Annotated in this window: 9 protein-coding genes; 4 read left to right on the top strand and 5 right to left on the bottom strand. The window is 68.1% G+C overall.

Features of this window, described 5'->3' with window-relative positions:
* Nucleotides 1-46: 46 nt before the first annotated feature.
* The 4 genes from BLU84_RS06710 to hslO all read right to left on the bottom strand — a co-directional run bounded on the left by BLU84_RS06710 (nt 47) and on the right by hslO (nt 8,766).
* A complete protein-coding gene (locus BLU84_RS06710) occupies nt 47-2,944 on the bottom strand; it encodes a TonB-dependent receptor domain-containing protein (protein WP_074864276.1) in 2,898 nt (965 codons plus the stop codon).
* A gap of 255 nt (nt 2,945-3,199) precedes the next feature.
* The gene (locus tag BLU84_RS06705) at nt 3,200-6,175 is read right to left on the bottom strand and encodes a TonB-dependent receptor domain-containing protein (RefSeq protein ID WP_074864274.1); all 2,976 of its coding nucleotides are present in this window, start codon (nt 6,173-6,175) and stop codon (nt 3,200-3,202) included.
* Between the two features lie 660 nt (nt 6,176-6,835).
* On the bottom strand, nt 6,836-7,678 hold the full coding sequence (locus BLU84_RS06700) for an XOO1806 family protein (protein ID WP_074864272.1): 843 nt from the start codon (nt 7,676-7,678) through the stop codon (nt 6,836-6,838).
* A 161-nt stretch (nt 7,679-7,839) separates the two neighbouring features.
* The gene (gene hslO, locus BLU84_RS06695) at nt 7,840-8,766 is read right to left on the bottom strand and encodes an Hsp33 family molecular chaperone HslO (RefSeq protein ID WP_074864270.1); all 927 of its coding nucleotides are present in this window, start codon (nt 8,764-8,766) and stop codon (nt 7,840-7,842) included.
* A gap of 191 nt (nt 8,767-8,957) precedes the next feature.
* On the opposite strand from hslO, the gene mtgA reads away from it, so the two are divergent.
* From mtgA to BLU84_RS06675, 4 genes are all read left to right on the top strand, one after another.
* Nucleotides 8,958-9,701 carry a monofunctional biosynthetic peptidoglycan transglycosylase gene (gene mtgA / locus BLU84_RS06690; RefSeq protein WP_074864268.1) on the top strand — a complete coding sequence of 248 codons (744 nt, stop codon included), beginning with the start codon at nt 8,958-8,960 and terminating at the stop codon, nt 9,699-9,701.
* Nucleotides 9,702-9,750: 49 nt separating this feature from the next.
* Nucleotides 9,751-10,794 carry a glycosyltransferase family 2 protein gene (locus tag BLU84_RS06685; protein ID WP_074864265.1) on the top strand — a complete coding sequence of 348 codons (1,044 nt, stop codon included), beginning with the start codon at nt 9,751-9,753 and terminating at the stop codon, nt 10,792-10,794.
* Nucleotides 10,754-11,182: a CBS domain-containing protein gene (locus tag BLU84_RS06680; protein ID WP_074864263.1), complete on the top strand. Its 429-nt coding sequence runs from the start codon at nt 10,754-10,756 to the stop codon at nt 11,180-11,182. Before BLU84_RS06685 ends, BLU84_RS06680 begins: the two co-directional genes overlap by 41 nt.
* 161 nt (nt 11,183-11,343) lie before the next feature.
* On the top strand, nt 11,344-11,934 hold the full coding sequence (locus BLU84_RS06675; protein ID WP_074864262.1) for a hypothetical protein: 591 nt from the start codon (nt 11,344-11,346) through the stop codon (nt 11,932-11,934).
* A 57-nt stretch (nt 11,935-11,991) separates the two neighbouring features.
* Here BLU84_RS06675 and BLU84_RS06670 read toward each other — a convergent pair whose 3' ends face one another.
* A complete protein-coding gene (locus tag BLU84_RS06670; protein WP_074864260.1) occupies nt 11,992-13,968 on the bottom strand; it encodes an AsmA family protein in 1,977 nt (658 codons plus the stop codon).
* Nucleotides 13,969-14,017: the final 49 nt, after the last annotated feature.

Genomic DNA, 14,017 nt, shown 5'->3' with positions numbered 1-14,017 from the left:
GGGCCGAAGCCCGCCTCCAACGACTCGGATTACGCCGTTTTTGTTATCAGAACCGCATCGTGATGCCCATGGTGTAGTAACGGCCCAGGGTGTCGTAGAACTGCGGGAAGGTGTTGCCGCTGTTGAAGCCGGTGCTGCCGATGTTGCTGCCCACGACCGGCGGCTTCTTGTCGGCGATGTTGTTGACGGTGAAGTTGATGCGCGCGTTCCACGGCAGCTCGTAGGCCATGGTCAGATCGAAGTAGTCGTAGGAATCGATCGAGGTGTAGGCCGGGAACCACTCGATCGGGCCTTCTTCGACGTCCACCGCGCTCAGGTGGCGCCAGTTGACGCCCAGCTCGAAGTCCTTGATCGACCACACCGCGCGGAAGTTCGACTTGTAGTCGTACACGATGCCGGCGATGACGTTGCACGAGACGCCGTAGACGCCGACGCAGTCGTGCTTGCCCACGGCCGGGTCGCCCTGGTAGTCGTACTTGTCGGTCTTGGTCAGGTCCAGCGAGAAGTCCAGGCGGCCCCACTCGTTGGCCAGCGGGATGCCGTAGCGAACGCCCAGATCCCAGCCGCTGGTGGTGATGCGGCCCTTGTTCGAGAGCTTCAGGAACGGACCGCGCGCTTCGCCGTTGAGCGAGCCGTCCTGCGCTTCGCGCGAGCCGATCATCAGCTGGCACATCGGGTTGCTGATGCTGAGGGTCGGGTTGAACCGCTGGTCGTAGCAACCGAACAGCGCATCGCCGAGCACCGGACGGGTGATCGCGTCCTTGATGTCGATCTTCCAGTAGTCCAGGGTGATCGACAGGTCTTCGACCGGCTGCCACACCAGGCCGAGGGTCTGGGTGTCGGCTTTTTCCGGGCCCAGGATCGGATTGCCGCCGATGAAGGCGTTGGCTTGGCCGGCGCTCGGCTCTTCCACGCCGCCCTGGCCGGTGAGGATCGCCTGCGGCACGCCGGTGGCGACGCACAACTGGCCGACCGGGCCGTTGATGCCGCCGTGCTTGGCCAGCTCGGACGCCTGGCAGGGGTCGACCGCGGTGTTGTCCAGGCTGGTGATGACCGGCTGGAACAGCTCGTTGACGTTCGGGGCGCGGGTCGCGCGCTGGAACATGCCGCGGAAGCGCAGCGATTCGATCGGCGCCCACTCCAGGCCGTACTTGTAGCTGCCGTAGTCGGTGTCGGTCTGGCCCGACTTGAACTGGCTGTGGCGGTAGCCGGCTTCGAAGTTCAGGCTCTGCGCGCCGGTCTTGCCGCTGATCAGCGGAACGATGGTTTCGACGTAGGCCTCACGCAGGGTGAAGCTGCCTCGCACGTCGGGGTTGGCGGCGCCGGCACCCTGCACCTCGACCGGATCGCGCGAGGCCGCGTCGGCCTGGTTGCGCGCGTCGAGCTTGCGGCCTTCCAGGCCGAACGCCAGGCCGATCGGGTAATCGGCCCACGGGCTCTTGAAGTTGTCGCCCAGATCGCCGTTGACCGAACCCGACCAGACTTCCTGTTCGACGCGCTGGGTGGCGAAGGTCAGCACTTCCAGGAACTTCTTCGAGTCCTGGCTGATCGTGCCTTCCGGGCCCCACAGGTTCAGCGGCACGCAGCCGCCGGTCGGATTCACGCAGTTCTTGCCGTCGACCGAGAGCAGCGCCTGCTGGGTGCGCGACTTGGACAGGAAGCCGGCCGACACGGTCAGCTGATCGGCTTCGCCGTGCGACCAGTACGCGTCGTAGCGCCAGTTGTCGGTGATGTCGCCGCGAACGCCGATGGTCGCCTGGAAGACCTTGTTCTGGAAGTCGGTCGAGCGGGTGCCCAGTTCGGTGGTGCGGCGGTTGAGCGTGGTGCTGACGGTGTCGGTGCTGCCGACGGCGCAGTTGATGCCCGGCGCGCCGAACGCGGCGCACAGCTGCTGGCGGGCCGGTTCCGGAATCAGCGGGTTGCCGATGCCCAGATTGAAGCGGCCGCCGAACAGGCCGCCCGGAGCGATCTGCGAGAACACGTTGGAACGCGTGTACAGCAGCTGGGTGTAGGCCTCGGCGTGCTTGTTGATCTCGTAGCGGCCCAGCGCGGTGGCCTGCCAGCGGTCCAGCGCGGTCTGGTTGAAGTTGTACGGGTTGTAGTTGAACGGCGTGGAGATGCCGTCGAAACGGCCGGTGGCCGGATTGATCTGGCCGAGGGTGCCGGCCCGGGTCGGGATCGAGGTGCCCGAGCCGCCGGCTTCGCCGCTGGTCGAGTCGAGGTTGAACTCGGAGAAGCCGCGCGAACCCTGCAGCAGCGGGTCGTTGTCGGTCTTGCCCAGGCTCAGCACGAAGTTGCCGCGGCCCTCGTCGAGGTTCATGCCCATCGTGACGGTGGTGTTGCGGCGGTCGGCGTCCTGCTTGCTGGACTGGCCGTAGCTCGAGTTGACTTCGATGCCTTCGAAGTTGCGCTTGAGCACGAAGTTGACCACGCCGGCGACCGCGTCGGCGCCGTACACGGCCGAGGCGCCGCCGGTGACCAGGTCGACGCTGTCGATCAGCGCGACCGGAATGACGTTGGTGTCGACCACGCCGAACAGGTTGAACGGAACCACGCGGCGGCCGTCCATCAGCACGACCGTGCGGTTGTCGCCGAGGCCGCGCAGGTTCACGGTGGCGCCGCCGTTGGCGCCGTTGTTGGTGCCCGGGCCGATCGAGGGCACCGCGCCCGGAACGATCTTGAGGAAGTCTTCCGCCGCCACCGGCTGGCTGCGGGCGATTTCTTCCTTGCTGACGGTCATGACCGGGCTGTTGGTGGTCAGGCCGGGGATCGAAATGCGCGAGCCGGTGACCTGGATGCGATCCAGGGTGGTCGCGTCTTGTGCCGCCGGTGCAGCCGGGGCTGCGTCTTGGGCGGCAGCCAGACCGGTACCGGCGAGGCTGGTTACACCCACGCACAGCGCGAAGGTGATCGCGTCGCGCAGCTTGTTGGTCTTCAGGGTCATCTCTCTCTCCAAGTCTGTACCTGAAAGAATGGGATTCGTGCACATAGCTGAGCCAGTCGGCGCAAAAGGGAAGGCCTAAGTTGGCAAAGCGTGCCCGATGTTAGACGGCCCCGAGGAATAATTAAAGTGTTGTTAAAGCCCGGCTGTCGTCGCATTACGATCTGAGACGGCCGTCGGCACATAAAAAAACAAGGCTCCCCGAGGGGAGCCTTGTTCGTTTGTTGCGGTGCAGCAGGATCGATCGGACGCGATCGATCAGAAGCGCTGCTGGTACTTCATGTACACGAAGCGGCCGATGTCGAACTGGCCCTGGTACGAGACGTTGGCGCTCGGCTGGCTGTACAGCGTCGGGCCGACGTGGTCGAACACGTTGTTCGCACCGACCGCGACGGTCGCATTCCACGGCGTAGCGACGCGGAACTCGAGGTCGTGGAAGGTGTTGGAACCCAGCTTGTTGATCGGACGCGTCTGCGCGGAGTTCTCGGCGCGGAAGGTCGGGTTGTCGCACTCGCTCGGGAACAGAGCGAGCGACAAGCAGGTTTCCTTCTGCGAGGAGTAGTAGCGCGCGCCCCAGGTGGCGCTGAACGGACCCTTCTCCCAGCTCAGCGAAGCGTTGGAGCGGATACGGAACGTGCCGGTGAAGCCCGGCGACATCGCGTAGCCGACCAGCTGCTGCGGCAGGCCGGTCTTGCTGGTGTCGGTCTTGATCTCGTCCTTGGCGGTGTACGTGGTCTGCCAGTTCAGAGCGAAGTTACCGATGCTGGTGGGCAGGCGGTAGTTCACTTCCAGGTCGTAGCCTTCGGCTTCGCGATAACCCGCGTTGATGGTGCTGAAGGTCAGGCTGTTGACGAAGCCGGTGAGCGGGTTGAGCGGGTCGACCGCGCCGCGGGTGAAGCCGGCGCAGCGGCTCGCATCGCCCGAGATGTAGCAGTCGTTGAGCATCTGCGTCGGCGTGTCGGCGACGATGGTGTCTTCGATCTTGATCTTCCACCAGTCGAGGCTGGCGTTCAGGCCTTCGACGAAGCCCGGGCTCCACACCACGCCCAAGGTGCGCGACTTGGAGGTTTCCGGAATCAGGTTCGGGTTGGAGCCGGAGAAGAAGGCCACCGGGGTCTGAGAGTTCGGACCCAGAGCCGCGTTGCCGCCCTGCGCCACCTGACGGTAGCCCGGCGGGGTGACCGCACTACAAGCGGCCGAGCCACGCGCCGCACCGAAGGTGCTGTCGCACGGGTCGGTGAAGAACGAGAAGGTCTGCGAGCCGCCGCCGTACAGGTCGTTGATCGTCGGCGCGCGGAAGCCCTCGGCATAGGTGCCGCGGAACAGCAGCGAGTCGATCGGCTTCCACTTGAAGCCGAACTTGTTGTTGACCGTGTCGCCGAAGGTGCTGTAGTCGGAGTAACGGCTGGCGACCGAGAAGCTCAGCTCCTTGGCGCCCGGCAGATCGGCCAGCAGCGGGATCGCCAGCTCGACGAAGAACTCGTCGACGCTGTAGGTGCCGTTGGTCGGGCCGCCGGCCAGGGTGGTCGAGTTGCCGGTGACCGCCTGCGCGTCCGGAATGAAGCGACCCTTCTCCTTGCGGTGTTCATAACCGACCGCGAAGCCGAAGTCGCCGCCCTGCAGGGCGAACAGCGAACCCGACAGGTTGGCGCTGTAGACGTTGGTTTCGGTTTCGCCGCTGGAGTTCAGGCGCTGGAACAGGAAGTCCTGCAGGGCCTGGTTGCCGGTCAGACCGCCGTCGCCGGTACGGCCGAACGGGATGAACGGATTCCACGGCACGCACTGGGTCAGCGGGATCGGGTTGGTCGGGGTGCCGCACTGGACCACACCGGTGGTGGGGTTCAGGAACGACGGACCGACCGCCTGCTTGGTGCGCTCGATGTTGAGGTTGCCGTAGTTTTCCTGGGTCACCTTGTTGTTGTTGTACAGGTAACCCACGTCCCAATCGAAGTTGCGCTCGCCGACTTCGAAGCTGCCTTCCAGGCCGGCGGCGAAGCGCCAGGTGGTGGAGGTCGGCTTATCGACGCGCGGGATTTCCCAGGTACGGCGCCAGAAGTTCACGTCCTGGGCGGTAACGCCGTTGCCCGGGCCCCACTGGGTGCCGGCCGGGTTGTAGTAGCTGTCCTTCGACATGCGGAAGCCGCCCGGGATCGGGCCGGCCGACGCGCTCTGGAACGGATAGCCGGCGACCTGGCGCTCGGCGTCGCGCTGCGAGTACAGGATGTCGCTGCGGAAGCGCACCTTGTCGGTGATGTCGAACACGCCGTTGACGAACAGCGAGCGGCTCTCCAGCGGAGTGCGCAGGTGCGTCTGCAGGTTGGTGTTGCTCTTGTCGACGGTCGAACCGTTCGGATCGGCCGCGGTGGCGCCGGTGTTGGTGTTGAGCGCGTGGTAGTTCGACAGACGGCGCCAGTCGCCGCCCTGATTGAGCACGCGGTTGCCGCCGTTGGCGGTCGGCAGGTTGATCACGCCCCACTGGCTCACCGTGGTCCAGTTGCGGGTCGGGTGCATCGGACCCTGCGGATACGCGGAGAACTCGCGGTCGCCGGAGAACACCGCTTCTTCCTTGCGGTATTCGACGGCGGCGGTCAGCGAGCCGCGGTCGCCGGTGAAGCCCAGCACGAAGTCGGCGCGGGTGGTGGCGCCGTCGCCCTGGCTGTACTGGCCGTAGTAGGCGTTGGCGGTCGCACCTTCGAAGTTGGTGCGGGTGATGATGTTGACCACGCCGGCGATGGCGTCGGAGCCGTAGATCGACGAGGCGCCGTCCTTCAGCACTTCGATGCGCTCGACCGCGGCGGTCGGGATCAGCGAGACGTCCTGCAAGCCGCTGGTGCTGATGCCCAGGCGCTTGCCGTTGACCAGGATCAGGGTGCGGGTGGCACCCAGGTTGCGCATGCTGATGAACTGGCCGCCGACGTTCTCACCGGCCGACAGCGGCTGCGCGCGGCTGATCGCCGGGGCGCCGGTGGCGGAGATGTTCTGCAGGATGTCGGCGACCGACTGGAAGCCTTGCTTTTCGATATCGGCGCGGGTGATCGCCAGCACCGGCTGGGCGGTCTCCAGGTCGACCTGACGGATGCGCGAACCGGTCACTTCGATGCGGTCGAGCGTGGTGGCCTTTTGCTGCGCCGGCGCGGTCGCTTCCTGCGCAACGGCGGCACCTGCGATGGCCGTCGAGCCCACAGCGAGCGCGAAAGTGATCGCGTCACGGAGCTTGGTGGTCTTGAAAGTCATTCTCTCTCTCCGAAATCGGTCTTGATGAATCCCGTGAAATCCAAGCCGGAAGCGTCAAATGAAACGCCAAGATCCGGCAAGGTTCGCCGATGCTAACCGTGGCCTCGGAAAAATTAAAGTGTCGTTAAGTGTCGGGATGTGACGCGTCGGGAGCCGTGCGCCAGCCATACTTTTGCGTACACGGCCTGACAAAGCGCGCTCGGGAATTTGACCGAATCGGCGAAATTTATAGGCCTAATCCGCATTCAGGTGGTGTTTTCGAGGTCGCCGTTCGACCATTTCAGGCACCTGAAGCGGCCTGCGCGCTGTGCGCCGTTCCCGGGCTCGCACAAATACACACAATTTTTACGAGGGCGCCGGATGGCGCGGATCCGCTGATTTGGGATCGGAAACGGGGCCAATCGCGGGGCGATGCGAGGGCGCGGCCGACGACGGCGGTCGGCGGAAGACGGCGGGGGATGGGGGGCGCGAGGCGGCAGGGACCAAGCCGCGATGCTGGCTTGCGCAGCAGGGCAGGGCGGAGGCGCGATCAAACCGTGCCGCGACCAAACGAAACGCAATCAGACGCAGCGCAAACGCACACCCGTGGCCGAAGGGCCAAGTGCCGCAGTACTAGGGAATCGACGGCCGAAGCCGGCGCACGCGCGCAGCGCAGCGGAATTACAGGTCTTGTTCGTAGCGGACGTAAGGCACGGTGCCTTCGTCCTTCTCGCCGTTGCCCGGCGCGAACGGGTTCTTGCCGCGGGTGACCACGTTTTCGGCGCCGACGGTGAGCTGGCCGCTCCACGGCGTGCGCCAGGTCAGGCCGACGCCGAGGCCTTCCCACTGGCCCGGCTGGCCGGGCGTGTCGACCACGCGGCCGACGATGTTGGCGCCGAAATTGCCGTAGGCGGCGCCGAGGGTGATGCTCTTGCTGTTCCAGTGGTCGGCCAGATTGGGCATTTCGCCGGCCGGAATCAGCTTGGCGCGGGCCCAGGTGCCGCCGATGGAGACCATCGCCTCGCGGCCGATGTTCTTCTGGCCGTAGACGGTGAGGGTGTTTTGGTCGACCCGGCTGGTGCGGCCGTTCGGGCTCATCCACGACGGCAGGGTGTCGCGGCCGTTGCCGAGGGTCACGCCGACCCGGCCGCCCGGGCGGCTCAGGCTGGCGCCGGCGGAGAACTGGCGGTTGTCGTTGCGGTCGTCGTCGTCGAGCGCGGCCAGCAGGCAGTGGTTGGCGAGGTTGCCGATCGCCCCGGCCAGGCCGGATTTACGGTCGCAGACCAAGCCCAAACCATCGCCGCTGTCCAGGCCGAGGGTGGCGTCGAAGGTGTTGGCGCCGCTCTTCCAGCGCACCCCGGCGCGATCGGCCGGCTCGAGCTGCAGCAGATACTCCAGCTTGCCGTTGTTCTGGTTCCACACCGGCAGGTAGGTGGTGTCGCGCTTGGCCTGCGCGTGCGCACCCGCCGCCACGCCTAGGGCGAGCGTCAGTGCGAGCGGCAAATGGCGCAAGAGCTTGAGCATCGTGAAGATTCAGTGGTGGCGCGGACCGTCGTTAAGACCGAATGAAGCCGGCCGAGTTCCCCGGAATTACGGATCGACTATAGAGGGTTTATGTTTATTTAACAATCGGAAAACGGTCTCATATCGCTCCGAAACGGCCCGTGCGACGACCGCCGGTCGGGTCATTGGACCCGTTGCGGGGCCTCCAGCTCGGCCGCAGCCGCGGCGAACAGGCCGGCGACCTCGTCGCCGTTGAAGCGGTAGGTCTGGCCGCAGAACTCGCAGCGCACCTGGGCCTGGCCGTCGGCGGCCTCGACCGCCGCTTCGGCTTCCTCGCGGCCCAGCGAGACCAGCATCGCCTCGACCCGCTCGCGCGAGCACGAGCAGGCGAAGGCCAGCGGCCTGCCGCCGAGCAGCTGCACGCCGTCCTCGTGGAACAGCCGCAGCAGCAGGTCGTCGGCCGGCAGGTCCAGCAGTTCGGCGCTGCCCAGGGTGTCGAACAGGGCGCCGACCCGGGTCCAGCCGTCCTCGTCGCCGCCGTCGCCGGGCAGTTTCTGCAGCATCAGGCCGGCGGCGCGGTCGCCGTCGGCGGCCAGCAGCAGCCGGGTCGGCAGCTGCTCGGACTGGCGGAAATAGCCCTCGAAGGCGCCGGCCAGCGAATCCGATTCCAGCGCCACCAGGCCCTGGTAGCGGATCGGGTCGCGGCCGCCGACGCTGGGGTTTTCGATGGTGATCGCCAGCACCGCCTGGTCGCCGAGCTCGCGCAGGTCGCGCGAGACTTCGCCGGCGTCCTCGGCCAGTTGGACGATGCCGCGCAGGGTGCCGGCGGCGGTGCATTCGGCGAACAGGGTGCGCAGGGCGCCGGCGCCGCGCAACTGCACCGACAGGCGGCCGTCGACCTTGGCGTGGCCGGTGAACAAGGCCGCGGCGGCGGCGGCTTCGCCGAGCAGTTCGGCGGCCGCGGGCGGGTACTCGGCGCGCTCGCGGATCTGGCGCCAGGTCTCGTCCAGGCGCACATGCACGCCGCGCACGCCGGCGGCTTCGATCAGGAAACGGGCCAGACGGTCGCGGCCTTCGGAGGCGGGCGGGGCGTGGTCGGCGGTGGTCATCGGGTCGGTACTCTCATGAGGCGGCGCGCACTGTAGATGCCGCGGCGACGGCGGCTTGGCGGATAATGCGCACGTTCGCGTGAACTAAGGGGATGCAAGGCGATGCGGTTGCGAGCGGTGCGAGCAAAGCCGACACGGCGGGCGAACCGTCCTGCGGCAAGAGTGGGGACGCAGGTGGGCCAGTGCAAGGTTTGAACCCCGCCGCGCCGGCCGCTGCCGCCGCGCCGCCGCCGCGCCGCGCCCGGCGCTGGCTGCGCTGGCTGATCGCGCTGCCGTTCCTGTTCGCGCTGGCCTCGACCCTGCAGGTGGCGACGCTGCGTTTCCTCGACCCGCCGTTCTCGGCGTTCATGCTGATTCGCCAGTTCGAGGCCTGGGGCGAGGGCGATTTCGGCTTCCGCTTGGCCCACGACTGGCGCGACCTGGACGAGATCTCCGCCGACCTGCCGGTGGCGCTGGTGGCCTCGGAGGACCAGAAGTTCGCCGATCACTACGGCTTCGACCTGGCCGCGATCGAGAAGGCGCGCAAGAACAACGAGCGCGGGCGCAAGGTCCGCGGCGGCAGCACGATCAGCCAGCAGACCGCCAAGAACCTGTTCCTGTGGGGCGGGCGCAGTTGGGCGCGCAAGGGCCTGGAGGCCTGGTACACGCTGCTGATCGAGACCTTGTGGCCCAAGCACCGGATCATGGAGGTCTACGCCAACATCGCCGAGTTCGGCGATGGCGTGTACGGCGCGCAGGCCGCCGCGCGCACGTATTTCGGCAAGGACGCCAGCCGCCTCGGCCCCGGCGAGGCCGCGCGCATGGCCGCGGTGCTGCCCAATCCCAAGCGCTACAGCATCGCCAAGCCGGGGCCGTACGTGCAGCGGCGCGCGGCGGCGATCCAGCGGCAGATGCGCAACATCGGCGGCGACGGCTATCTCAAGCAGATCGAGTGAGGCCGCCGCGGCCGTGCCCGCGACGGCCGCCGCCGCTACTATTCGCGGCATGGACCGCGAACGCGTCACCGTCGTTTTGGCCGCCTTCGACGAGGCGCAGAGCCTGCCGCTGCTGCAGCCGCGCATCGCCGCGGCGCTGGACGCGCTGGCCGCCGACGGCGTCGACGGCCAGGTGCTGTACGTCGACGACGGCAGCGGCGACGCCACCTGGAGCATCCTGCAGTCCTTCGCCGCGGCCGACCCGCGGGTGGGGCTGCTGCGGCTGTCGCGCAATTTCGGCAAGGAGGCGGCGCTGACCGCCGGGCTGGATCTGGTCGAGACCGGCGCGGCGCTGATCCTCGATGCCGACGGCCAGGACCCGCCGGAGCTGATCCCGCAGTTCGTGGCCAAGTGGCGCGAAGGCTTCGACGACGTCTACGGCACCCGCCTGGAGCGCGAGGGCGAGGGCTGGCTCAAGCGCTCCACCGCGCACGCCTTCTACCGTGTGATCGGGCGGCTCTCGCGCACGCCGATCCCGGCCGACACCGGCGACTTCCGCCTGCTCTCGCCGCGCGCGCTGGCCGCGCTGCGGCAGCTGCGCGAGCGCCACCGGTTCATGAAGGGCCTGTTCGGCTGGGTCGGCTATAACCGCGTCGCGCTGCCCTATCACCGCGGCGCGCGGGTGGCCGGGCGCAGCAAGTTCAACTTCTGGCGGCTGTGGAACCTGGCCCTGGAGGGCATCACCAGCTTCTCGACCGCGCCGCTGCGGCTGGCGACCTATCTGGGCCTGGTCACCGCGGCGCTGGCGTTCGCCTTCGCGCTCAAGGTGGTGCTCAAGGCGCTGCTGTTCGGCGACCCGGTGCAGGGCTGGCCGACGATGATGGCGGTGATCCTGTTCCTGGGCGGGGTGCAGCTGATCGCGCTGGGCCTGATCGGCGAATACCTGGGCCGGTTGTACGAGGAGTCCAAGCGGCGGCCTTTATATCTCGTCGACACCTGGCAGCCGGCGGCGGGAGTATCCTCGGGCCGGAAAGCGATCTCTACGTTCCCCACGTTCGCGGAAGGAGACGGTCGTGCGCACAGTCAGACAGTTGTTGGAGGCGAAGACCGCTGAGGTCTTCGCGATCGGCCCCGACGCGCCGGTGATCGACGCGATCCGGCTGATGGCGGAAAAACGCATCGGCGCGGTGTTGGTGATGGAAGGCGCGCGCCTGGCCGGGATCCTGTCCGAGCGCGATTACGCGCGCAAGATCGTCCTGCAGGGGCGTTCGTCGGCCGACACGCCGGTGCGCGACATCATGACCGCGCAGGTGATCAGCGTAAGTCTGGGCGACTCCGCCGAACACTGCATGCAACTGGTCACCGACCGGCGCATCCGCCACCTGCCGGTGCTGGAAGGCGGGCAGGTGGTCGGCGTGGTGTCGATCGGCGATCTGGTCAAGGCGGTGATCGAGGATCAGCGGGTCGAGCTGGACCAGTTGCAGCGGTATATCGCCAGCTGATCGTTCGTCCTATCGCGTAGTGCGCGCCGGCCTTGGCCGGGTTCGCGCCGATACCCCGCATGGACTCGCGCGCGCTGGCGGCGCCTGCGCGCGGCGTGGTCACTGCCGCCGCGCGGCTGCTATGGTCGGGCCTCTTCTGCTACGGATAGGCATCGTCCGCAATGAATGGATTCCGCCCGCTCGGCCCGATTCGCCCGTATTTCGCCGTTCTCGCGCTCGCGCTGTCGCTCGCCGCCTGCGAACGCGCCGCGCCGTCCGCCGCCGCACCGGTCGAGCCGGCCGCGCCGCCGGATCTGGCCCAGGGGCCGGTCGCGGCCACGCTTTCGGCCGACGGCCGCACGCTCGCGGTCGGCGTCGCCGAGCGCAGCCTCGAGGAAGGCGCGGCCGAGTTCTTCAACCAGCGCGCGGAGAAATTCGACAAGGTCGCGATCCTCGCCCAGGGCAAGCGCGACGACGTCTACCAGGCGCTGGTGCGCGCCGAAGCGGCGAGCGATCCCAAGCGCGACGGCGGCCGTTGCCGCGACGGTCGCGAGGTGGTGCTGCGGCACCTGGAGTTCGATCTGGCTTCGATGTCGATGACCTCCAACCAGGACCTCGAATCCTGCCTGCGCCGGATCCGCGTGGTCGCGCAGCGGCGCTCGGCCGACGGCGGATTCGAGTACGACCTGGAAAAGACCGACGACGACGGCAGCACCAGCCCGATCTACCTGCGTTACGACGGCAAGGACTACGTGCGCGCAGCCGCGCACTGAGCCCGGCTTCGCGCGTCGCGCGCGTCGCGCGCGTCGCGCCGTGAACCGCTGCGCCGCTCAGTTCACTACATGCCCGGCGCAGCCGGTGTCCTTGCCCGGCCCCAGTTCCAGCGTCGCCAGCAACGCCGCCGGCGGCGCGATCGCGGCCAGCGCCAGCGCCGCGGCGCCGCGCAGGCCCAGGCGCTTGTAGTCGGGACGCGCGTTGGGGTTCTTGAAGGTGCCGGTCACCAGCAGCGGGGTGCGCAGCGCCAGCAGGCTGCGGTCCTTGGGGCGCGGGCGGATGGTCAGGTCGAGCTTTTCCTGGTTCAGATCGATCGTGCCGCTGCCGATCAGCACGGTGTCGCTGGTGTCGAAGGCCAGCGCCTTGGCCGTCATCACGCCGTCGCGCACCGCGAAATCGCCGAAGCCGCAGCGGATCGGGATCTTGTGGTCGCCGACCAGCTTGAACTTGAGGATCTCGGCCACGTCGATGCCGGTGAATTCCATCAGCAGGTTGCTGATCTGGCCCTGGCCCATGCCGACGGCGACGCTGCCGTCGCTGCCGGCCAGCATCGCGGCGATGGAGTTGCCGCTGCCGCTGAGCGCGATGCGGCCGCCGACCTTGCCGATCGCGTCCTGGCCCAGCTTCACCGTCGGCATCAGCTCGGCCAGGGTCAGGCGCTGGGCGCGGATGTCGGCGCGGGTGCGTAGGGTTGCGGCGCGCGCGTCCATGGCGATGGTGGCGCGGATGTCGCCGTCGGCGACGCCGAAGTTCAGCGGATCGAGCTTGAGCAGGCCGTCTTCGAGCAGCAGCCGCGCCTGCATGTCGTCCAGCGGCCAGCCCGGCGCTTCGATGCGCGCGGCCTTGAGCTTCACGTCGGCGTCCATCGAGCGCAGCTTGTCCAAGTGGTAAGGCGTGTCCGGCAGCAGCCGCGCGCGGGCGTCCTGGCGCGCGTGCTGCGCGGCCAGTTCGGGGTTGGTGCTTTCGCCGCGGCCCTGCTCGGGTGCGGCGCCGACGAAGCCGGCGAGGTCGTCGAAGTCCAGGCGCTTGGAAACCAGGTCGGCGCGCAGGTACGGCCGCTTGCCGGCGACATCGACGCTGGCATTGCCGGCCAGATCGCTGTCGCCGACCTTGCCGGTGAAGCCGTCGTAGCGCCACAGCGCGTTGTCGCGGCGCAGGCGGCCGTCGAGCGCGTACGGCGGCGTCGGCGGAATCGCCACGCCGATCAGCGGATACAGGTCGGCGAGGTTCTTGCCGCTGAGCGCGAACTGCAGATCGAAATTGCGCAGATGGAACGGATCGACCAGCTCGCCGCGCGCGTGGGCGCGGGTGGCGCCGGCGCTCGCCCGCAGGTTCAGCCGGTAGGGATTGCGGGTATCGCGCAGTTCCAGCGGCGATTCGGCGCGGCCTTGCAGGGTGAAGGCGTTGTTCTTCCAGCGGCCCTTGCCGGCGACTTCGACCGGCGGCGCGGCGTCTTCGCGCTTGGGTTCGCGGCTGGCGATGTCCAGGCGGATGTCGGTCTTGTCGGCCGGGTCGAGGAATTCCAGGCGGCCGTCGTCGATCCAGATGCGCCGGAACGTCGGCAGCTCGCCGCCGCCGTCGTTGCCGAACACCCAGTTGCCGCCGTGCTCGCGGTCGCTTTGCAGGTACACGCGCGGCTGGCTCAGGCGGATGTCGGGGATGCGTATGTCGCCCTTGAGCAGCGGCCACAGTTCGATCGCCAGCTCCAGCCGCTGCGCGCTGGCCATCAGCGGTTGCTGGGCCCAGGGCGCGTTGGCGAAGCTCAGCGCGTCGGCGCGGATCACCGGCACCCGACCGAGGTCGACGTCGAGATTGCCGCCGATCTGCAGCTTGCGCCCGGTGCGCGCTTCGACCTGGCGCTCGATCGGGCCCTTGAACCAGTTCCAGTCCCACAGCGCGATCAGCGCCGCCAATGCCAGCGCCAACAAGGCCAGCGCGGTCAGCCAGGGATGCCGGCGCGGCCATGCGCGCGCCGGCGCGGCGGCGACGGAGTCTGGGACGGCAGATTCTGGGATGGCGGAAGCGGAGTTCATCGCGAGAGCGCGCGGACGGCCGCATCAAAGGCCGGCCCGCGCAGGGGCC

It is taken from the genome of Lysobacter enzymogenes, from assembly GCF_900106525.1.
In the GTDB taxonomy this organism is placed as follows: Bacteria; Pseudomonadota; Gammaproteobacteria; order Xanthomonadales; family Xanthomonadaceae; genus Lysobacter; species Lysobacter enzymogenes.
This window is presented reverse-complemented; position numbering and strand designations above follow the sequence as displayed.